We start from the raw sequence: 22,557 nt of genomic DNA on the forward strand, positions 1-22,557 counted from the left end.
GATTTATGAATAACAACAAAAACTGTTCGTTTAGAAAAATTAATATCATGATTACTTAACAATTTCCAATGGTGGCAAGCTGTTTACCAAATCTACCGTTTGCACAGAAACATTTATTACGCGTAGTAACAAGTCAAAAATATAGCGTTCATCATTGGAATATAAGTTAGGATCATCTACGATACCTGAATTCTTATCCACCTTTACTTGATACTGGTCAATAATCCATTCGATTGCTGGACGGCCATTTACCACGTACTCATATGCTTTCTCAGGAATGTTTGAAATGGAAATATCAGTATTGAACAAAATAGTGTCTAATTGACCACGCTTAGGATGTTTCATTTTTTTTACACGAAACGTCGGTCTATGAGAATTGTATTCGACTTCAACATGTTTGTACGGTGCACATTCTTCGTAGCATAAATGAAGTTGTATAAGTTGTTCACCAGCACGAACAAATTCTTTCATATTTTTCAATTTTGGAATTCGAGGAAATCCCTTAGTAAGGTCATTTGCATATTTATTTCGGTATTCATTGCTATGAAGAACTGCATAGATATAATATATGAATTCTTTTTCATTCAACCCGAACTCGTTGCATCGTATCTCTGAAATTAAGCTCTGCTTATCATTCTTGAATAGTTTTCCTTCATCAATACCATTTAATAAGAATACTTGTCCTTTTTCCATAATATCCATACTAGGAATAGAATCTAAAGCTAATACAGAAAAACCTTTTCTTGAACCGATACCTGAAACCATTAGTCCAAGATTAGGTTTATCAAAGTAACCCTTCCAATATCCGCGAGCACTTTCGATAATATTCTTATCATAGTTTAAATATTTTTTTGTAAATGGACGATATATACTTTTTACAATTGTTTTATCACAAAATTCAATTTCTATATTGTTTTCCAACTTTTGACGAAGTGATCTAGACCACTTGATTATCTTTCCATTTTTTTCTGCTAGTTCAAATTTATTTTTTTCCTTCATGAGTCTCAGTCGTTCCGAATTATAGTTAGAAATTAACTTTTTAGTGTTCTCGTACACTATTTGCTTGGAAAAGTTATATACCCACGCATCACGATTAGTTACTATCCCCGAAGTTTTATCAGTAAATATTGACTTATAAACATCTTCTTCGTACATTGGAATAAAATTATTGTAGTTTTCATCACGTTGATTTATCCAGTCTCCATTCTTATCAGGTGTTACTTCTGACCAATCAGTGTTTCTTATTGACTGCCATTGATTAAGTAAATTAACTTTTTCATTTCGTGATAGATAATCTCCAATGTCTTTGTAAAATATTTTGTGATTTTCTGATCCATCTCTTACAAGAATGGAAATACTTACACCTGTCATTATGTCAAATACATTTTGCCCTTCACGTTTAGCTAAATCCCCCGAACGCCCCCGAATCGCCCCTCTTAAATTCAATATAAATAAATAGTTATATTCTTGAGCAAAACTTCTTCTAATTCCATTCATAACAGGCTTATCAATAAATGAACTATTTGTTACAAAACCTATAACTCCTTGCTCCCCGATTCGATCTGTTGCCCATCGGAATGCCTTTATATAAGAATCATAATAAGTTCTCAACGATTTTGAACTAGCTAATTTTACATAAGTCTGGGCGATATTTTTGTCCAATTTTTCATATTTTATATTTTTATTATTATCATTTTCATTTCCTTGTCCTGCACTATATGGTGGATTCCCTATAATCGCAAAAATAGGCTGTTTACGCTGTCTTTCAAGACGATCGTTATTCTCGCCAAACAACTCATCCTCGAACGAATTCTCTTTCTCGGTACTTTCAAATGTATCTGTCAAAACAATGCCATCAAAAGGCTTGTATTCTCCATTCATAATAGAATGGAACGTTTCTTCAATATTGATTGCAGCAATATAGTAACTCAACAACACAATTTCATTTGCATGGAGTTCCTGCGTGTATTTTCGTAACAAATCTTCCTTAGAAATTAAACCACTTTGGAGTAATCGAACGATAAACGTCCCAGTGCCGGTAAAAGGATCAAGTATATGAACTCCTTCATCACTAATTGACTTACCGAAATGTTTCTTCAATACATCTTCAACGGAATGAATGATGAAATCTACAACTTCAACTGGCGTAAACACTATTCCCAAACGTTCGGTCGTTTCTTTGAAACCTATTTTAAAGAACTTATCGTACAACTGGATAATAATGTCCTGTTTCGCTTTAAGATTATCAATGCCCTCAGCACGTACACGTACACTGTCATAGAAGTCTTTTAATCGTTCTTGCTCCTTTAAAAGACCTTGCTCATCCATAACTTTTATCACAGCATCCATAGCTCGTGAGATAGGATTATCATTTGCAAAGCTGTATGACTCAAACAACGCTTCAAAAACTGGTTTTGTAATTATGTGTTGTGCCAACATTTCAATCGCTTGTTGATCTGAAATAGCCCCATTAAGGTTGTGATGTAGACCTGAAACAAACTTTCGGAATGCTTTATATGCCTCGCTATTTGTGTCTTCTAGCATCACACGAATACGCATCATGTGCTGTTGGGCAATTTCAGCAACATCTTTCGACCAATCTTCCCAATAGCGTACGTTTCCAACTTTTCTTACAATTTTTCCATAAATTGCACGTTCAATGTCTGAGAATTCTTCTTCATCAAGCTTAAGAGCCAACTGTTCTGTTGCTGGCTCTGCAATAGTAAATCCACCTTCGCTTTCGTCAGGAGCTGCACCTACACCAACAACTTGAAGTTGCTCAGGTTTCTTTTTATTCAATTCCAATTTATTAATTGTTGCATCAAACCGCTCATCTAGCGAACGCAATGCATTTAGAACATCCCAAACCACTTGATATTTCTCGTTTTTATCTAAAACAGATTTTTCATCAACACCTGCAGGTATACCAATTGGGAGAATTACATAACCATAATCTTTTCCTTCTGCTTTACGCATAACACGCCCAACAGCCTGTGCAACATCAATACGTGATTTACGAGGTTTTAAGAACATGACAGCATCCAGATCAGGTATATCTACACCCTCTGTAAGGAATCGTGCATTAGAAAGGATGCGACATGTGTTGTCTGGAACATTCGCTTTTAACCAAGAGATTTTCTCATTTTTTTGCAATGCATTCATTGAACCATCTGCATGTTCTATTTCAACTCGTACTGGTTCTGATTGATTTCCTGACTCATTGATGTACATATCCACGACTTCAGTGAACATTTCTTTAATTAATTTTGACTCACGTATCGTTCCTGCAAAAGCTATTGCACGTTTCATAGGATTTGCTGAAATGACGTTTGAATTGCTCTTTCGTTTAATTAATCCATTCCAACAACCAATAATTTTCGTTACATCGTCGAATTCGAGCTCAGTACCACGCTTATTAGCTAACATAGTTTGGAAATTCCGAGCAATCATGTTTTCATCTACGGCAAGAATCATAACTTTATAGTCAGTTAGTATTCCCTTGTTTACAGCATCACCAAATCCAATGCGATAAAATTCTTCTCCATAAATATCTTTATCATTCATATCCGCTATAACCACAGACATTTCATCGGCTTTTTTCTTAGTATCTTCTCCATAAATACGAGGTGTCGCTGTTTGATACAATCGTTTCTTCGCCATAATGTTGCTATTACTATGTACTTTTACAAATGCACTAGCTTCTTTTCCAATTTCTGTTGCACCAGTGGTACGATGTGCTTCATCACAGATAATCAAATCAAACTCATAGAAACCATTTTTTTGAGCCTCAATAATTACATCAATCGATTGATAGGTTGAAAACACGACTAGAAATTTGCTTTGACTATCGGCTGAATCAATAACTTTCTGACGCTCCAGTAACTTATGATAATCAGTTGTTGCTGGATAACCTAAGTCTGCTGCGGCAATATCCTCAAACTCATTTTCACCTTTTATTTTCTTAGTAACTTTTCTATCCGAACACACAGCAAAGGTATCCATATCTTCACGATACTTAGAATCAGCAGTCCACCCTCTCAAGGACTGAGAAAGCAGTTGAATACTTGGAACAAAATATAATACCCTAAAGGGTCCCTTTTTCTTCTCTGCCATTTTCTCAGCAATAACCATAGACGTATAGGTTTTTCCTGTGCCAGGAGCCATAATCAATTTCCCACGATCAGCCGTTTCAAAGCCATTCACGACTGCCTCAATGGCAGGAATCTGGTGAGAACGTGGTTGCTTAGGTGACTTTAGTTCAATTGTCTGCGGGTTTTCAAATGAAAACTGCGACCAATCAATTTCGCTATCACGTAATTGTGATAACCCGATACGAGCTATTTTTTTATCACGATTTAATAAAGCGTCATTCGCATTGCTACTCCAATTATCTGTTGAAGTTACAATAATCCCCTCTGCATAATAATTTTTTCCTACCTCATTTAAAAATGAATCAATATGAGACTTTTGGATTGTCGTATCTTTATAGTAATACTTACATTGAATAGCAATTAAGTCACCATTTTCTCTATTTCGAGCAACTAAATCCACACCTGTATCCTTCTTAGAAATGCCATACTCTTCAGGAACATCTGACAACATCCAGACTTCATCAAATAAACGTGCATACATAGGTTCCTTTTTCAAGTATGCCGTAACTAATAACTCAAAAAGAGTTCCACGATCTCGTTGTGCCATGCCTTCCCTTTCTAAATTAGAAATAATCTTATCGAATGATTTAGTTGTCACATTGTAACTTACCATTTCTTCCATAATTCAAAATTCCTCCACTATTAAAAATCAGCTCAAATATAATTCTGAAATGATGTAATTATCCATTAGCAATCAATCTAATAATTTTTGTCTACAATATTAATCTACTAGAAAAATACTATATTCTAAACACACTCGCTTATATAGATAAATAAAAAAAATTTTTTAGTAACTTTTCCCTTCAAACTGAACCTTGAATTAGGGGTAAGATTTAAAAATCGGACCATTTTTACATCTAAGCAAAATTGGTAAATTTAATAATCCAAATTAACAATTTTCACCTTATAATTTCTTGAATGCCTCAGCAAGTTCTGCAACCGTTTGAAAACGTTCATTTCTATCAGAACACAGTCCCTTATTTACAAAAGTTCTTAATTTATCGTTGTCTATTCTCTTTGTGCTTGTCTTCCCCGTCATGATGAAATATAACAATCGAGTTAGTGCAAACGTTTCATGTATTATTTCATAATTGTTAAATCCCTCAATCACCAACGATGGATCGTTGAAGTAACCTTTAAATTCAGTGTTTGCAGTTGTTAATGTACTATTCGGTACCTTGACTAGCCCAAAATCAGCTACTTTTACAACTAGAACATCATCGTATATTTTTAATAATATATTTTTAGGACTAACATCGCGATGGAGTAAACCTTTACTATGTATATATTTGAATGCTTTTAAAATTTGATAACCCAAACCCTTCCGTTGCTTAAAAGTTAATTTATCGTTATTACCTTCAATGTATTTATCTAAAGTGCAGTCCATGAATTCCATAATATATTCATCTTTATCATCATTATATCTATAAACTTCCACAACATACGGAGAACTGAATTTGTACATTTGTTTAAACTCTTGTTTAAATCTTGCCAATTCTTTCGGGATCAATTCTTTTTTTGCACGTTTCAACACAAACCATTTTTGGTAATAAGTGTCTTTATATTTGTATGCAATTGCATATGAACCTTCTCCTAGGATTTTTAACTCAAAACTTTTTTTCTCGGAAAGCGAATCAACTATTACAGAATTTTGTTGTACAAACATGGGCACAGTATAGTATAGTTCAACTTTATCCATATGTTCTGGAATATCGCTTCCACCACTTTTTTTTAGGAATTCGTTGCACTTTTTAATCAAATCCGCATAATACGGATCAAAAGAAAAGGCATATTTACTCTCTCTCAGAGTACGTTGTAAACCAGTTGCAATTTCAATAGCTCTAATTAAATCTCTACTTGGTTCAGCCCAAAAATGAGCAGGATAATCATCTGTTGGCAAACGCTCATTCATCATTTTAAATTTTGAAAGAAAAATGTAATGTAACGTTGCAAATACCTCTCCTAGCCTAGGATGATCTATTCCAATATATAAATCTTTAAATTCAATATTTAGCTCGGTGTATAATTCACGATATTGAGATTCAATGTAATTTTCTATATTCATAAATAGTCGATCGTCTCCTCTTTTTTAGTTTATTAGTTGAATTAACTAAAAGAGATCATTGTTCAACTCCACAAGCTCTATATGAATTGATCTTCTTGCCCACACCGAAATAAAGTGATGAACTTTCGATTGGAAATGTATTAGTTCCTATGATCCATTACTCTTGTTTGTGTTTTCATTAATCATCATTCGACAAAAATTGGCAATTCCCTTCAAAAAAAGCATAGAAATATCTTTATTTATCAATATTTTGATTTTCTGACGCTTCTTCAAAATAGCAATATACTCTATACCTGCGAGATGTTCTTTTATATTATATTTGCAACGAATAATGTTTTATTAGTTAAGACCCTAGAAATCAACTTCAATCAAACAACAGTACGGAATTCTTTCTCGAGCAAAAATTGTCGAATAACAATTCCATGAGTGACAACCACAATGGAATTGTAGTCCGAATACATTTTCAATACATCTGTCACTCTTCTTTTTACCGAAGAATAGCTTTCCCATTTATATTGACATGCACCATTATGTTCTCCTCCGAATTTATTGACTTCTTTCATCAGTTCTAAAAAGTGTTCAGGACCTTTGTACCTAAAGGTGGTGTCCGGCAACCATTCGTGAAGATCGGTCTCTACCTGTATATCTAGTCGCAGATTTTTTGAGAGGATTGCTGCGGTTTGCAAGGCTCTTGTATACGGTGATGAAACAATAAGCTGAGCTTTTTTTAGCTTGTCATTTTGAGAAGCAACTTCAGCTTGTTGGATGCCTCTTTCGGATAGTTCAGCCAAATCCCTTCCGAAACCAATGAAACGCCGTTGTGTCACATCGCTATAATCAGGTTCCGCATGACGAATAAAAAATACGTGCATATTTTTAATTTCCCCTTTACATTTTAACTCTTTTATGTAATAAACGAGGATGTCTCATAAGTTTTTTTGCTCTGAGATATCCTCGTTTATTTTACGAATCCTTGATTTATCAACCTTTTATAGCTCTGGTATTGTCGTCTGACACCTTCTGGGACAGTCTCTCAAAAGCATTAATTTTCTTCTAATATTTTCCAAATTTTTACCTTTTTAAACAAAAGTACTATTTCCTTCTTTATTACCACGAAAAAGAAATTTTTTCTTACAAACTATGGATACATTAATTAGACTTTGAGCTACTCTAGCCTTTGAAATTGAAAGTCTTATTGACATGGATCCTCTCAGAAGCATAACTGCTTTCAAAATGCGTCTCACCAAAAGTTTTCAAACAGTGGCAAATTTCTCGTGCCTTCATCTCCATGTAAAGATGATGCTCAACTGGGAGGAGTACCTCACGTTTTCATGAGCAAAATGGCTAATCTTGAAGTATCAAAAACAATGAAAAGCATATCTATTTTTCTTGATCCGAATTTAATCTCTTTAGCATTAAATTCTGAATTGTAATATGAATATCTTTTGTTCTGCAAATTTCAGCCACCGCATTGTCTTCTTCATATTGCATTATGCTGTCTACAATTTCAGGGAAAACGCTCTTTGCAAGCAATATGAGTTTTTGAATATCAAATGTTTTTTTTAAGCACGGATACAGGGTGTTCTTAGGGATATGCATACCAATACTTAATGAGTAAATGATATTAAGCATTAACAGATTTGAAATTGATCCACCTCTTACCCAGCCTTTCCGTTTCAATTTCTTCTTCAATTGGAAAATACACCATTCATCTTTTCTGATCTCCTCATAAAAAAAGACGATATCTCTTAAAATGTATCTCGAATAAACAAAGAAATTTATATCATCAATATTTTTTTTAACAATTGTATTTTTATTTCTTAAGTAGGTCCTCAGTTTTTTTGGATTATCATGAATAAAGCGAGCAGTAGACTTGTCAATCTGAAATAGTCCAGCCAACTGAAGAACCGTATCAATCTTTAGTTCGGCTGAATCACTTTCCTCATAACTAATCCTGAACTCCGTTAAAACTTCTTTTTGCCATTTAAAAATGCCCATTTTGTTTGCAATTGAGTAATCCTTTTGCGGCAAACTCGAATTTGAAGCAATTACCACTTCTGCAAGAAGGTCCGTAGGGATATCAAATGTCACAAATGCTATAAAATCAATTTTGTCTCTGCCATACTTTTTTAGAACCGTTGCTGTGTGAATTCCATTTATTAGGCCATCGCTTTCTTTAAAAAACAGACTCAGCGTACCGTCATTATGTGCTACATAATCATGTGCTAGAATATACAATCCATGGTTTTTCATTAAGAACAGCTCCGGATGCATTCTAGCAGTCTTCTTTATTTCACTATAATTTTTATTTTTCAGGCCCATAAATCCCCTAGGATTTGGATCATTTGGAAGATTTTTATCAACCAATGAATCGCCACTAAGGACTGTCAACAAATATTTTTTACCATTACTCATAAACTCCATGTGTACCTTACACTTCAACCTAACCTCTTTTAAATTCACTAACCTTCTCCTTTGCGTTTTGATAAATACATTGTAAGGGAGATATAAAGTAATATTACATGGTAATTTATTCTTTTATTCCTTATTATGGTAAATACCATTGACTATAGTCAATGGTATATTATATAATTAAAAATTTTATTATAGTAATTGTATGTACCCGTCTTTTATTTTAACAATAGACAATTTATATATTATTTCAAACGATCTTTGGGGAGAATTTCAATTTTGCTATTGCGGCTTAAGTAATATATAGGCCAATCAAAAAATTGAAGATGTATAGAAAGCTATAAATTGATTGATTTATAGAGAACTATAGTATGATTGTACTATCATTCATAGTTTGTCTATCCTTTTTGGCGGAATATAAATACTAACGCAAATATTATTTCCATTATGTCAATTTTTTTACATCTATGTATTTGTTTGATGCCACGATCTGTTTTTCGTAACATTCAAGTAGCAAAAAAGCCTGTAAAGTTGAGGTCATTTCCCCGCTTTTAGGCTTTTGAGTTAATAAAGTGGCTGATCCATGTCATCTACCAGTTTAATAATACTTTTTAATTCACGAATAAGTTCTACCTGATGAAGTTTCTCATCTGCCTCAATGGCAATGAAAATAGATAGCAATTTTAGTTTAACCTCTGTAACCGCATGTTTATCAAGAGCGTTCAATTTTCATCACTGTCCTTACACAATGGTATAACTAACATGTTTTAAACTCGAAATAGACAAATCCATCTTTCAATAACTCCAACTTCCGCATGATGCTATTTTCGTTGAAAAAACATCTGATTTCTAACTATTATTTTCATTTGATAGATTTATCATCAAGTTAGGAATGTACAATTCTTTTGAAGTATTATGAACCGCATGGTAATAAAGGTTATGACGTTTCAAATATTGTATTCTTCATTCGGGCGGTTCAAAGTCGACTACTGAATGAAAGAATGCATACCCGCGTTTATTCAAAACAGGCAAATTACATGCATGCAAACCCCACAAATATTTGGGAATTGAAAATGATACGCTTCCTTCCATTTCTTCTTTTTCGTTGATCAAATCAAAATGAAATTGAGTGCCAAAATCAAGGCACCTATATCATCATTTTCAATTCTTGTATAGCCTTCCGCCGGCAATTCGAAATTCTTCTCAAATACATTCGTTTGTATCAAATCATTGTCATCACTCGTAAACGCGTAAGTTTGCATTTTTGCAACCAGAGTTTCGTTTGACCGATTGATAAGGTATACCGTGTAAACAAACGGTGGATGGTCTAAATTATCTTTGCATAGTGCAAGAAATACATTTTTTTCGAAAGGTCGCTGTATATGCCAATACATCCCTTTCGTATTTGAAACACAGCGAATCGGTAGAGTTGTCAGAATCGTATCTTTAACATCTGACCCAACTTTATGCTGGACAGAACGTCTAAACACAAGCGAATCTTCTTCAGTCATGAATCGTTCCCGGCAGGAAGGACAATAATACTGCGGACAATTTAAAAATCGTATAACCCCATTTTGAAAATATACACTGCAATTTTCATAACACAGATCTGCATCACTACCACAAAAAATGCATTCCAAAGTTTTAGTACGATCCATTATCTACCATTCCTCTCATAATTTATAAACCATTGACTATAGTCAATGGATATAGTAAAACCGCACCCTTTACAAGGTGCGGTTTGTAAACGCTATTTCATTGTCATTGATTGTCATTAATTGCCGAAGCATGCTCACCATCTCCATTATAAAATTAAAGCTTAGAGATATATTGAAAGAGGCATTTTAGTACAGGACTTAATTATTCTCTATCATTAATTCTAGCATCTTTTCTTCCTTTCCACAATTCTCCGCTGTCCAATGTCTATTTCCTCGTAGAGCTTCTTTAGTGGATTTTCAATTCTTCCGGGAAGATCAGTACGATTCTTCGGAATGGGTATAAGATGAATGCCCAATTTAACAAGCTTCTCCACATACTTTTTATAGGTAGAATTCGAGTAATTCTTGTTTCCCCGTCTTTCTGAACTTTTACTTATACTTTTTCCAATCCTTTTTTCGAAATATTATTGAGAAAAATTTCCAGTTTCTTTTTCATATTATCTGGTTCGTCTGATCCTTCAATAATTTTCTTTGCCTGATAACATTTATAAAAGTCTCCTATACCAAATAGATCAACTACGTTTCGTTCCATGTAGTACCAGTACTGTTCTTTTGTAAGATAATTTTTCAGCGTGCGATTCAGGTTTTTTCGTTTCCAATTATTATAAAATGTTTTCGTCGACAAACTGACTTCAAAACGTAAAACATTCTTTTCATAATCATTCTGCTCATAAGGTCGTTTTTTTCGTTCTTCTTCTTTATCATAGCAGACGGTTCGCAATGATTTGCTATTGAAATAGATGGTTGTATCGTAAAGATCATTTTTTTCTTTAAATCGGTAATGATCAAATAATTTTTTGTACCGCTTTACAAGAAAAGAGCGAACAGCATCATTATTAATAACAGCATCGAACCGGTAATCCAGTCTACTAAGCGTTAACAAATCGATATGACGGATTTCAATCTTCTGACAGACCTCATTTAATTTCGCTTCAATTTCTTCGTAATCATCTTCATCAATAATCGAATCCTTTCTTCCAAGCAGTTTAATGAAATCTACAAACAGATTGATTTTAAAAATCGCATGTCTGAATTTGACAGGGGCTGACCAAATTCTTATACCCGGATACAAGTTTTCGATCTCAGCAAAAATGAGATTGATGTTTTTGCCGCGATACAAATTTTCAAGATTTCGGATAAAGGCTATATTAACATGAATAAAAAATTCAGCGGTATGGATCAATACAATCAACTCCTATTTTTGAGGTTAGGGAATTCAAAAAACATTGATAGGACAATGACTATCGGCATATTTTGTATACTTTTTTCCCAATTCGTTCCCTTATTTATTTTCCTTTGAAAACTGGCTTTTTTAATCTACATTCATGCTACGGGATTTATTCAGGCTCTTAGAAACTTTTCCGGTTCTACTAATTTCGATCAGAAGGTGGCATGGAATAATTACAAGAGTAGTGATGTAGAATGCATAAACTATTTTTTGAATGGAGGAATGTAAAATGACATTTGATGAGTTTGAGAAGATGGACGTGATAAAACGAGTGTTGATGGTCAATGACATGTTAGGAAAGGAAAAAACAGATGCTTTAAAAAATGTGGCAGCAAAATTACAACTGAACTACTCGAGCTTTACGAAAGAAATGCGAAATGGAGGCTTCAATTACAACCAGGCAAAGAGGCAGTACGAGAAAGTCATCAGTATCGAGGAGTACCAAAAGGTAAGAAGCGGATTGGGAACGGAAGATAAGAACGAGGTTCTCTTCTATCTTGCTGAACACTTTGAGGAATTAAAGAGATTACTTTCAGATTCAGACAATATGCTCGTTTTAGACAAACAAGTGTATGATCCCAATTCTAAATTAGCGGTGAAATCGATTAAAGTGAATAACGACATTTATGAGCAGTTTATCAATTTATGTGAAGCCCAATTCCCTCATCTGAAACTTAAGGATCTAGTTACTCAAGCATTGCTTGACTTTACAAGAAACTACTCAATGAAAAATTAAAAACGAGCTGAAGCGGCTCGTTTGTTTGATATGGATACAACAAATTCCACTAACAAGGACTTTTTTAGGACAGTATTCAAATTAAATAACCGGCCATACACACCTTCTCCGTTTTTATAACAAAAAGAAGGGAATTTATAACACTTAAGCCTGTACCCGCTTCCCCCCAAAAAAAAATTTTAAATAGTAAAAAATAAAATAGCGACGCCACTATCAACTATTCCTTTTCCTTACGCTTATTGAAAAAGAAGTCATCGCGATCTGCTATTTCTTTTCTCAAACATGCTCTCAGGTTTACTTCATGATTTGCCGTCATCTTTTGGGCGACACGTTTCTCTATGTCTTCACTTAGATTGGCTTCCCCGTGCAGTATCCAAGCTAACGTATAAATAAACTTTACTACATCATCGATTCGCTCCTGATCTATTTCTGCGAATACGTTTCTGACCAATTCCTGAGCTGATTTTTTATTCATGAACATTTCGACATTGGAGTAATAGCTATTTTTTTCTTGTGTCAATGCCGGATAATCTTTCACACTTACCATCAGGAATACTAGACGTCAGAGGTCAAACACCCTCGAACCACTTTTTCTTGGGTCAATGCTGGATAATCTTTTACACTTACCATACAGAAGAAACAACTTCGCAGGGATGTTAGGCGTCAGAGGTCAAACGCCCTCGAACCATTTTTTCTTGGGTCTATACTTGATTATCTTTTACACTGACATGGTAGGAAAAATACATGGGAAGAACTTCGAGTTCTTCGATTAACAGGAAAATGTTTAGCGAAGCAGCTTACATTTATTCATCAGACAGGTATGTCCTCAATACGTGCTATTGAAGGTTCAATATACAAAAAAACAATGTTCAGGAAAGGAGGAGTGTGTTCTCTAATGACCGTAGAACGAATTTTTGACAATAATTCAGGCATTTCTGCTGATGAACTTTTAAATGCACTTATTGAGGATAAAATTGACACAATTGTTGGAGCGGCCTACTCTAAATGTACGGTGAATTCCACTGACTCTTCCAAATCAGGAGGGGAAGTGGCATGACAAAACGATGTGCTGTTTATGTTCGTGTATCAACAGATAAGGAGGAACAAAAAAAATCATTAGTTAACCAAAGAGAAATTTTTGAACACTACATTGTGGAGCGTGGATGGGATCTTTACAAGATTTATTCAGACGTGCAAAGTGGCACGAAGGCTATAAAGAGACCGGGCTTTCAACAAATGCTTCAGGATGCAAAAGAACACAAGTTCGATGTTATCCTTGCAAAGGAGCTATCCCGTCTCGCTCGGAATGGGGAATTGTCCTACAAAGTATTAAATAGTCTTTTGGTAAATAGTGGGATAGACATAATAACACTGGATGGGGCAATCAACTCGGTTGAACAACAGACAAATATGTATGGTCTCTATGCATGGGTCTATGAGAATGAATCACAAACGATGAGCAGACGAATAAAATACTCATTTGAAGCGAAGGCACGGAATGGTGAGTTTAACGGATCAATCCCACCATACGGCTATACCATTGTGGATAAACAATTAATTTTACGGAACGATTTTACCACTGACGTTGTGCGACGGATCTTTAAAAGTTACATTGTGGGTCAAGGGATTGACCATATAGCGAGGCAATTGCTGGAAGACAAAATTTCCACTCCATCTCAAGTTGCCTGTAAAAAGAATGCTAGTCCGATATGGTATGGGTCATCAATCAAAGGCATTCTACAGAATGAGCATTACATTGGAAACCTTGTGCAGCAGCGTGAAACAAGCATTAGCGTAACCTCTACAAAACGAAAGAAAAATGCTTCTGAAGATATTATAAGGGTTGAAGGAACCCATGAGCCAATTATATCAAAGCAAGATTTTGATCTCGTTCAACAACTCTTAAAACAAAGATCACGGAAGCATTCACATGCAAAATACCATCTTTTCACTAATGTAGCATTCTGTGCAGATTGTGGAAAGGGTATGCATTATAAAAAAAACAGAAAAGGTTATGTGTGCGGTAGTTTTGATAAACACGGCCATACGCTCTGTTCCGACAACATTGTTCGTGAAGCCGATCTTATCGACGTTATAACAAGCGATATCAAAAGCCTTTACACTCGTATCTCATCAAAGAAATTTAAAGATGTTCTGGATAAACGTCTTCATTCATCCGAATCAAAACGCTTAAAAAAACTTCAGCAATTAAAGATACAAATTGATACTTTTAAAAGTGATAAAACCGAAGCTCTTCGTTGTAAAATTCGAAGAGAAATTACCGACGAAGAATACCAAGCTCTTGTTAAAGAGACTAACGCAAAGATTCTTGATTTAATTACAACTAAAGAAGAATTGGAAAAAGATTCATCCACTCAAGTTAACGATCGACAATTGAATGAGTTATTCGAAAAAATCGAGCAGTTCATTAAACATCCAACTCTTAATGATGAAATACTTCACAGATTGATCAAAAAAATAGAAATAAAAAAAGATGGTAGTCCGAGAATTTATTACCGATTCTCGGATCCCCATCTATCTTTTATTTTTTTTCAAGCGACACACAACATTCGACATGCATCGTCTGCGGAAACATGTCCACCGGCTGCACTTCAACTATCCTAAATCCACCTGCTTCTAACACTTTTAAATCCCTCGCCAATGTCGCTGGATTACAAGACACATACACAATTCGTTTTGGTTTCATGTCGATCATGGTTTGAAGAAGGGCTTCATCGCAGCCTTTTCGCGGAGGATCGACGACGATGACATCTGCTTTTATCCCTTGATTATACCATGCTGGGATGACTTTTTCTGCTTGTCCTGCTTCAAAAGTGGCATTTGTTATTTGATTTAATTCGGCATTCTTCTTTGCATCTTCTATTGCTTCAGGAACAATTTCAACCCCATAAACATGTCCTGCTTTTTGAGCGAGGAATAATGAAATGGTACCAATGCCGCAATAGGCATCAATGACAGATTCAGAACCTGAGAGCTTAGCATACTCAAGCGCCTTGTCATAGAGGACCTTTGTTTGACTTGGGTTGATTTGATAGAAAGAACGTGCTGATATAGCAAACTTCACGTCACCGATCGTATCGTAGATCACGTCTCTTCCCCATAGGACTTGAGTTTCATTACCAAAAATCGCATTTGTTCGTTTCGTATTTACATTTTGAACGATCGATTTGACTTGAGGAAAAGCTTCGGTAATCCCTTTTATTAATGATTTACGGAAAGGTAGATCTTTTGTTCTTGTGACAAGCACGACCATCACTTCACCTGTATTAACGCCAATCCGAGCCATGATATGCCTTAGTATTCCGCGATGTTTTTGTTCATCGTATGGAGTAATACCGCATGTTTTGGCGATCCTTTTGACTTCTTGGATGACCTCGTCTATCGTTTCTTCGGTAATGATACATTTATCCATTTCAACAATATCATGGCTTCTTTTTCGAAAAAATCCAGCAATAAGTTCACCATTTTGTGAGGCAACGGGTACTTGCACTTTATTACGGTAAGTCCATGGGTCTTCCATTCCTAATGTATCATGGACCGTGGCATCTTTTATGCCACCTATTCGTGTTAAAACATCTTGAACGACTTGTTTTTTATATTTTAATTGACCTTTGTAGCTCAGATGTTGGAGCTGGCATCCTCCGCATTGATCATAAATGTAACACGGAGGATCCACTCGACCTGGACTTTTTTCTTTTATTTCGATTAATTTCGCATAGCCGTAACCTTTTTTCGTTTTAACAATTTTTACGATCCCTTTTTCTCCTGGAAGAGCTCCTGGGACAAATAATGTATACCCTTCAACTTTAGCAATTCCTGCTCCTTCATGGGTTAAGTCTGTAAAAGTCACGTCTACTTCTTGATTTTTTTCTACTGGAATGCCTGACTTCATCTTATTCCACCTTTTTCAATACAATAAATAAAAAGAAAGCACGCTGTCTGTATGCGTACTTGTCTTTCTTAAAGTAAAATCTTTTAATTAATCCTCTGGGCTTTCTAATCCTTCAACCTGCTCGGAATCGTTTAATTGCTGACTAGCCATATCTTTGGGAACGATCAATTCGAGATGATGCGATAAATTAACAAATTCTCCTGGTAAGTCGCCGCCGTACTCGCCGTCTAAATTGATTTGCATTTTTTCATCGGTATAGATATGAATTCGCTTAGCTTGAGCATAGATGACTTTCGGATCACGCATATGTTCGCCCCGAAGAGCTAGAGTCGCTAGACGGATGAACTCCGCGAGATTCGTTTTCTTAAGTATGATTAAATCAAATAAACCGTCATGCACTGAAGCTTGAGGCGCAATTTTTTCAAAACCGCCGACAGAATTGGTATTGGATACAAGAAACATCATTATATCGCCTTCAAAAACACGGTCATCATATTGAATACGGACATTCGTTGGCCGCAATGAAGGCAACATCTCAATGCCCTTTAAATAGTAAGCCAGCTGTCCAAGCATCGTTTTTAATTTACTTGGTACGTCATAAGTGAGTTCCGTTAGCTTACCGCCACCTGCGATATTAATAAAATACCGATCATTCACTTTTCCGACATCGAGAGGAATAACATCTCCCTCGCACAACACATCACATGCTCCAGCAATGGTACGTGGAATGTTAATAGCCCGAGCAAAATCATTCGTTGTACCCACGGGTAAAATGCCTAGCTTGGGGCGATAAGGTTGTTCAGCGAGACCATTGACGACTTCGTTAATCGTACCATCTCCACCAGCTGCAATGACTAAATCAAATTGACGCTCAACTGTTCGACGAGCTTCACGCGTCGCATCATTTTCACCTTTTGTTGCATATGCAGATGTTTCATATCCTGCATTCTCTAAACGCTCTAATATGTAAGGAATATTTTTTTTTACGATTTCACGACCTGACGTCGGATTATAAATTAATCTTGCTCTTTTCATTCATATCACCCGATCTATTAAAAAAAATCTACAAATTCATTTGTGTTCATCTTTTTAGAGATATTCACCTTCACGCTTTTTAACTCATACCATTTCATTATATTGTAAAAGGATGACAAAATCAAAAGTCAGACAGTCTGTTCAAGGTTTTGTAGAATCTTAAGGTCGTCATACTCATTTTTTCCCGCTTTAATTAATTTAATAACCTAATTGATATGATGAATCCGATCAAACTAAGATCTCGTTAATTTCTTCATCCGAGTAATCTCTATCGATTAAATATTGACATAATCTTAATCTATCGACCTCAAGACTCACTTTATAACTAACAGCACGAGTCTATCAACTAACCATATCAATTTATCAATCAGAGAAGTCAAAAAAAACGATCAAAAGAGATTCGCCTCTTTTGATCGGAAAAATTAAAAATATGAACTCAGACTTTCTCGACTTCTTCCATGATGATTTTGTTAACAACTTGAGGATTGGCTTTCCCTTTAGAAGCTTTCATAATCTGACCAACGAGGAAGCCAAGCGCCCGGTCTTTCCCATTTTTATAATCAATCATGGATTGTTTATTTGCTTCTAAGATCGGATCCATGATTTCATGGAGTTTGCCTTCATCTGAAATTTGAACAAGTCCTTTAGCTTCAACGATTTTCTGTGGATCGCCGCCTTTTTCGATAAGTTCTTTAAAGACTTTCTTGGCGATTTTACTTGAAATCGTTCCCTTTTGAATGAGTTGAACCATTTTAGCAAGGGATTCTGGAGTTAAAGCCACATCTTCAATGTCTTTACTTTGTGAATTGAGGTAAGCTGAAACTTCACCCATGAGCCAGTTCGAAACAAGTTTTGCGTCTGCATCATGTTTGATGGTGTCTTCAAAAAAGTCGGACATGGATTTAGATTGCGTGAGAACCATGGCATCATATTCAGGAAGACCAAGTTCGTTAATGTAACGTGCTCTTCTTGCATCAGGAAGTTCAGGAATTTCCGCTTTAACTTCTTCAAGCCAAGCATCGTCAATATGAAGATCAACGAGGTCAGGTTCTGGGAAGTAGCGATAATCATCTGATCCTTCTTTAACCCGCATCAAGGTCGTTGTTTTTGTCGCTTCATTATAACGACGCGTTTCTTGTTCGATTTTACCGCCTGATAATAAAACTTGAGCTTGACGTTCTTGTTCGTGTTCAAGTCCTTTTTGAACATACGTAAAGGAATTCAAGTTTTTAAGCTCTGTTTTCGTACCAAACTCCTCTTGACCGTACGGACGAAGGGAAATATTTGCATCACAACGAAGAGAGCCTTCCTCCATTTTACAGTCTGATACGCCTGTATATTGCATGATTGCTTTTAATTTTTCTAAATAAGCATATGCTTCTTCCGGTGTACGGATATCTGGCTCAGATACGATTTCAATTAGCGGTGTTCCGACACGGTTAAAGTCAACGAGTGATCCGTGTGCTGCGTGAGAAAGTTTACCCGCATCTTCTTCTAAGTGAAGACGTGTGATACCGATTTTCTTTTTCTTTCCGCCTACTTCTATCTCAATGTAACCATGTTGTCCAATTGGTTTATCAAATTGAGAGATTTGATAAGCTTTTGGATTGTCAGGGTAGAAATAGTTTTTACGGTCAAATTTTGTTTCTCTTGTAATTTCACAATTCAAGGCAAGCGCCGCACGCAAGGCATAGTCCACGGCTTGACGGTTTAAAACAGGGAGGACACCTGGATGACCGAGACAGATGGGACACGTATGTGTGTTTGGTGCAGCTCCAAATTCATTCGCACAGCCACAGAATATTTTTGTATTCGTTTTTAATTCAACGTGAACTTCAAGACCAATAATCGTTTCAAAGTTACTCATTACGCATTCACCCCTTTAAGTGCAGGCTTCAAACCAAGGTTCGTTGCTTGTTCATAAGCATGCGCTGTCCGATAAATCGTACCTTCATCAAATGGTTTACCGATGATTTGTAATCCAACAGGAAGACCATCAGAAAGACCACATGGCAAGCTGATCGCAGGAACACCAGCAAGGTTGACTGGGATTGTTAAAATGTCATTGGCATACATTGTTAATGGGTCGTCAACTTTTTCACCAATTTTGAAAGCCGTTGTTGGTGTCGTAGGGCCGACGATCACGTCATATTCTTCAAAGACTTTTTCAAAGTCTTGTTTAATCAATGTACGAACTTGTTGTGCTTTTTTATAGTACGCATCATAATAACCTGAGCTTAACGCAAATGTACCAAGCATAATCCGGCGTTTGACTTCGTCTCCAAAGCCTTCGTTGCGAGATTTTTTATACATTTCAATCAGATCATTTGATTCCGCACGGACGCCATAGCGAACACCATCAAAACGAGCGAGGTTCGCTGATGCTTCAGATGATGCAATGATGTAGTAAGCTGGAACGGCATATTTGGTATGAGGAAGGGAAACTTCTTCACATACGGCGCCTAAACTTTCAAGTTGCTTAATCGCATCTTGAATTTTCGCTTTAACATCTGCATTGACACCTTCAGCGAAATATTCTTTCGGTACAGCTACTTTAAGACCTTTGATATCACCAGTTAAGTGTGATGCATAATTTGGTACATCCACATCTGCAGAAGTTGAATCATAACCATCATGACCTGAAATGGCTTCAAGTAAGTAAGCATTATCTTCAACCGTACGTGTTAGTGGACCGATTTGATCTAGTGATGAAGCAAAGGCCACAAGACCAAATCGAGAAACACGGCCATACGTTGGTTTCATCCCGACAACGCCGCAGAAAGAGGCAGGTTGACGAATAGAACCGCCTGTATCCGAACCAAGAGAGAAAAGGACTTCTCCAGCAGCAACGGAAGCTGCAGAACCACCACTTGATCCGCCTGGAACACGATCTAAATCCCATGGATTGCGTGTTTTTTGATAGCTAGAGTTTTCAGTTGAAGAACCCATCGCAAATTCGTCCATATTTAATTTACCGATCATAATGCCTTTTGCAGTATAAATTTTTTCAAGAGCGGTCGCATTATGAAGAGGGATAAAATTATCTAAAAATTGACTTGAACAGGTCGTTCTTAGCCCTTTTGTTACGATGTTATCTTTGATACCAATAGGCATACCTAATAGTAAAGATGAATCACCTTCTACAGCTTCATCGATCGCTTTTGCTGCTTCGCGAGCTGCCTCTTCATTTAATGTAAGAAACGCTTTGACTTGATCGTCAACTTCTTGAATCCGTTTAAAGGATTCATCTATAAGTTCAGAACTTTTGATTTCTTTATTATGTAACTTTTTCTTAAGTTCAACTAAACCTTCATCGAACAATGCCATAAAACGTTAACCTCCTTTATTCCATGATTTGCGGAACGAGTACTTGTCCTTCTTCTTGTTCTGGTGCATTTTTCAATGCTTCTTCGCGTGGAAGAGAGGCTCGTACAACGTCATCACGTAAAACGTTTACTAAATCTAATACGTGAGTTGTTGGTTCAATTCCTTCTGTATCTAAACCATTTAATTCTTCAGCAAAACCAATAATATCTCCTAATTGCGTTGTTAATGTCGCAATTTCTTCGTCTTCGAATGATAGTCTCGCTAAGTGCGCGACGTGTTTAACTTGTTCTTCTGTAATTCGACTCAAATTCTGTCACCTCCGTATCGGTCTATGCAATGCTTCTATCATATCAAATTGTGCTATCTATAGGCAATAGGATTGATGTTCGCCTATGCTATAAATAGATAACATCGTCACTATTTAATCGTTAAAAAACTATTAAAAAAACGTCAACAAACCATATAGTATTAAAATTGTACCTACAGAATAATCTAAATAACGAACCACTCGGACATTCATGAATTTATTTAAAAAATGGCCAAATAAACTTGTAAAAAACAAAAAAGCAAACGTGGCAAACACAGCACCTAAGGCATATAAAATGAGAGCCTCTCTAGTTAATAGATTATCCCCAGCAAATAAACTTCCAAACGTACCTGACCAAAAAACAATGGTTAATGGATTGATTAATGTTAATTTTAGCCCATAGATAAAACCTGTTGATTCTGGTAGTGTTTCCTTTAACTTTTTCATCTTTGCCTTTTTAATATAGGAAAAACCAAAGTAGAGTAGGGCGATAAGACAAAAGAAGTGAAGAATGATCTGAAGTGCCTTTATTTGAAGAAGGGACGTAATCAAAGTAAAGGACAAGCCAATATAAAGAGCATCAACGAGCATGACTGCCAACGTCATTTTCAAACCTTCAAAGAAACCTTTGCTAATAGATAGATGTAAAACACCAAAAAATACAGGTCCAATAGATAATTGAAGAACCATTCCCAAGGCAAACCCTTCAATGAAAGATGACATCCCCATTCCTCCTAGCGATTAATCTCTTCTTTGATACTTGATAATGTAATGATGGTATTGGTTTTTTGAACACCTTGAATCGTTTTTAATTCAGAAGAGATAAACTGCTCAAGATCTTGTGTATCCATGCAGACCACCTTCAAGAGATAATCATATTCCCCGGCGAGATGATGGCATTCCAGTACAGCAGGAAGATGAGATACAGCTTTTCTAAAGGGCTGAATATCATTAGTCGCTTCAATATTCACGAATATAAATGCAAGTAATTTGTAGTTGAGTCTCCCTCGATTAATTCGAGCCTCGTATTTCATGATAATGCCCGAGTCCTCCAATTTACGAATTCTTTCAGAAACAGCTGGAACAGAAAGATGAATGATTTTACTCATCTCTGTTAAAGTGCGTGTTCAAAAAGGTGACAAATTAGAAGCAAGAAGATCAAGGCGGCGCAGTTTTGAGGACCGGAATGTAGGTTTTTACTACATGAGGACCGGAAAAACAAGAGGGCGCCGAGATTCGCAGCTTATCATTTGGTGACTTTTTGAACAACCTCTTAAAGGCATTTTTGCATTTTGTTTTAGTAAATCCAGAACCTTGTTATCTATAGCATCCATTTTTATAGCACCACCCTTTTTGATCTTAAATAATTAATCTAATTATAGTTTAATATTTAATTTTTAAAATATATTTCGTAAAATACATTAAATTTTTATTCAAAAGATGCGGTAAAATTAAAATTACCTGAATTATTCATAGTTTAATTTTTTAACAGGGAATTCCCCATTAATTGTAAAAATTGAGTGGTTTTACGGAAACTTGACCTAAAAAATAAATAAGCCGGAGAGTCAATTCCAATTTTAATTTTTAGGTATTTCCACTTTATTCCTAATAGGCCTAAAAAAGAGCATACTACACCCATATGAAGAATTTCACTTTTTGAAATTC

Annotated in this window: 19 protein-coding genes; 3 read left to right on the forward strand and 16 right to left on the reverse strand. The window is 35.7% G+C overall.

Features of this window, described 5'->3' with window-relative positions:
- Positions 1–51: 51 nt before the first annotated feature.
- The 7 genes from FG390_RS10665 to FG390_RS10690 all read right to left on the reverse strand — a co-directional run bounded on the left by FG390_RS10665 (position 52) and on the right by FG390_RS10690 (position 11,529).
- Complete coding sequence (locus FG390_RS10665) at positions 52–4,773, reverse strand: DEAD/DEAH box helicase (protein ID WP_141191014.1); 4,722 nt, start codon at positions 4,771–4,773, stop codon at positions 52–54.
- A 282-nt stretch (positions 4,774–5,055) separates the two neighbouring features.
- Positions 5,056–6,216 carry a serine/threonine protein kinase gene (locus FG390_RS10670; protein WP_141191015.1) on the reverse strand — a complete coding sequence of 387 codons (1,161 nt, stop codon included), beginning with the start codon at positions 6,214–6,216 and terminating at the stop codon, positions 5,056–5,058.
- Between the two features lie 368 nt (positions 6,217–6,584).
- Positions 6,585–7,088, reverse strand: coding sequence for a histidine phosphatase family protein (locus FG390_RS10675; RefSeq protein ID WP_141191016.1), 504 nt, complete (start codon positions 7,086–7,088; stop codon positions 6,585–6,587).
- A 508-nt stretch (positions 7,089–7,596) separates the two neighbouring features.
- The gene (locus tag FG390_RS10680) at positions 7,597–8,679 is read right to left on the reverse strand and encodes an AIPR family protein (RefSeq protein ID WP_141191017.1); all 1,083 of its coding nucleotides are present in this window, start codon (positions 8,677–8,679) and stop codon (positions 7,597–7,599) included.
- Between the two features lie 513 nt (positions 8,680–9,192).
- Positions 9,193–9,354, reverse strand: coding sequence for a hypothetical protein (locus FG390_RS15800; RefSeq protein WP_181406467.1), 162 nt, complete (start codon positions 9,352–9,354; stop codon positions 9,193–9,195).
- Between the two features lie 383 nt (positions 9,355–9,737).
- Positions 9,738–10,286, reverse strand: a complete 549-nt coding sequence (locus FG390_RS10685) for a hypothetical protein (protein ID WP_141191018.1) — start codon at positions 10,284–10,286, stop codon at positions 9,738–9,740.
- A 433-nt stretch (positions 10,287–10,719) separates the two neighbouring features.
- Positions 10,720–11,529: a phage/plasmid replication domain-containing protein gene (locus FG390_RS10690; protein WP_141191019.1), complete on the reverse strand. Its 810-nt coding sequence runs from the start codon at positions 11,527–11,529 to the stop codon at positions 10,720–10,722.
- 274 nt (positions 11,530–11,803) lie between these two features.
- Here FG390_RS10690 and FG390_RS10695 point away from each other — a divergent pair, with 274 nt between their 5' ends.
- Positions 11,804–12,310 (forward strand): hypothetical protein, encoded by a 507-nt coding sequence (locus FG390_RS10695; RefSeq protein ID WP_141191020.1) that lies wholly within the window; start codon positions 11,804–11,806, stop codon positions 12,308–12,310.
- 217 nt (positions 12,311–12,527) lie between these two features.
- Here the strand turns inward: FG390_RS10695 and FG390_RS10700 are convergent, their stop codons facing one another.
- Entirely contained in the window at positions 12,528–12,848 is a 321-nt protein-coding gene (locus FG390_RS10700) for a hypothetical protein (RefSeq protein WP_141191021.1), read from the reverse strand.
- 357 nt (positions 12,849–13,205) lie between these two features.
- Between FG390_RS10700 and FG390_RS15805 the strand changes: the two genes are divergently transcribed.
- Positions 13,206–13,367, forward strand: coding sequence for a hypothetical protein (locus FG390_RS15805; RefSeq protein ID WP_181406468.1), 162 nt, complete (start codon positions 13,206–13,208; stop codon positions 13,365–13,367).
- Entirely contained in the window at positions 13,364–14,935 is a 1,572-nt protein-coding gene (locus FG390_RS10705) for a recombinase family protein (RefSeq protein ID WP_141191022.1), read from the forward strand. The genes FG390_RS15805 and FG390_RS10705 overlap by 4 nt, the downstream gene beginning before the upstream one ends.
- Here FG390_RS10705 and rlmD read toward each other — a convergent pair.
- From rlmD to FG390_RS15925, 8 genes are all read right to left on the reverse strand, one after another.
- Positions 14,853–16,223, reverse strand: coding sequence for a 23S rRNA (uracil(1939)-C(5))-methyltransferase RlmD (gene rlmD, locus FG390_RS10710; protein ID WP_141191023.1), 1,371 nt, complete (start codon positions 16,221–16,223; stop codon positions 14,853–14,855). The genes FG390_RS10705 and rlmD overlap by 83 nt on opposite strands.
- Positions 16,224–16,310: 87 nt before the next feature.
- Positions 16,311–17,258: a diacylglycerol kinase gene (locus FG390_RS10715; RefSeq protein ID WP_141191024.1), complete on the reverse strand. Its 948-nt coding sequence runs from the start codon at positions 17,256–17,258 to the stop codon at positions 16,311–16,313.
- A gap of 436 nt (positions 17,259–17,694) precedes the next feature.
- Positions 17,695–19,125 (reverse strand): Asp-tRNA(Asn)/Glu-tRNA(Gln) amidotransferase subunit GatB, encoded by a 1,431-nt coding sequence (gene gatB, locus FG390_RS10720; RefSeq protein ID WP_141191025.1) that lies wholly within the window; start codon positions 19,123–19,125, stop codon positions 17,695–17,697.
- The gene (gatA, locus tag FG390_RS10725; RefSeq protein ID WP_141191026.1) at positions 19,125–20,585 is read right to left on the reverse strand and encodes an Asp-tRNA(Asn)/Glu-tRNA(Gln) amidotransferase subunit GatA; all 1,461 of its coding nucleotides are present in this window, start codon (positions 20,583–20,585) and stop codon (positions 19,125–19,127) included. Before gatA ends, gatB begins: the two co-directional genes overlap by 1 nt.
- A gap of 16 nt (positions 20,586–20,601) precedes the next feature.
- Positions 20,602–20,892 carry an Asp-tRNA(Asn)/Glu-tRNA(Gln) amidotransferase subunit GatC gene (gene gatC, locus FG390_RS10730; protein ID WP_141191027.1) on the reverse strand — a complete coding sequence of 97 codons (291 nt, stop codon included), beginning with the start codon at positions 20,890–20,892 and terminating at the stop codon, positions 20,602–20,604.
- A 132-nt stretch (positions 20,893–21,024) separates the two neighbouring features.
- The gene (locus tag FG390_RS10735; RefSeq protein ID WP_141191028.1) at positions 21,025–21,615 is read right to left on the reverse strand and encodes a LysE family translocator; all 591 of its coding nucleotides are present in this window, start codon (positions 21,613–21,615) and stop codon (positions 21,025–21,027) included.
- 11 nt (positions 21,616–21,626) lie between these two features.
- The gene (locus tag FG390_RS10740; RefSeq protein WP_141191029.1) at positions 21,627–22,001 is read right to left on the reverse strand and encodes an Lrp/AsnC family transcriptional regulator; all 375 of its coding nucleotides are present in this window, start codon (positions 21,999–22,001) and stop codon (positions 21,627–21,629) included.
- Between the two features lie 368 nt (positions 22,002–22,369).
- The coding region (locus FG390_RS15925; protein WP_219995060.1) for a hypothetical protein at positions 22,370–22,557 on the reverse strand (188 nt) is incomplete at its 5' end.

This window comes from Terrilactibacillus laevilacticus, assembly GCF_006517395.1.
GTDB classification, from domain to species: Bacteria; Bacillota; Bacilli; order Bacillales; family Sporolactobacillaceae; genus Terrilactibacillus; species Terrilactibacillus laevilacticus.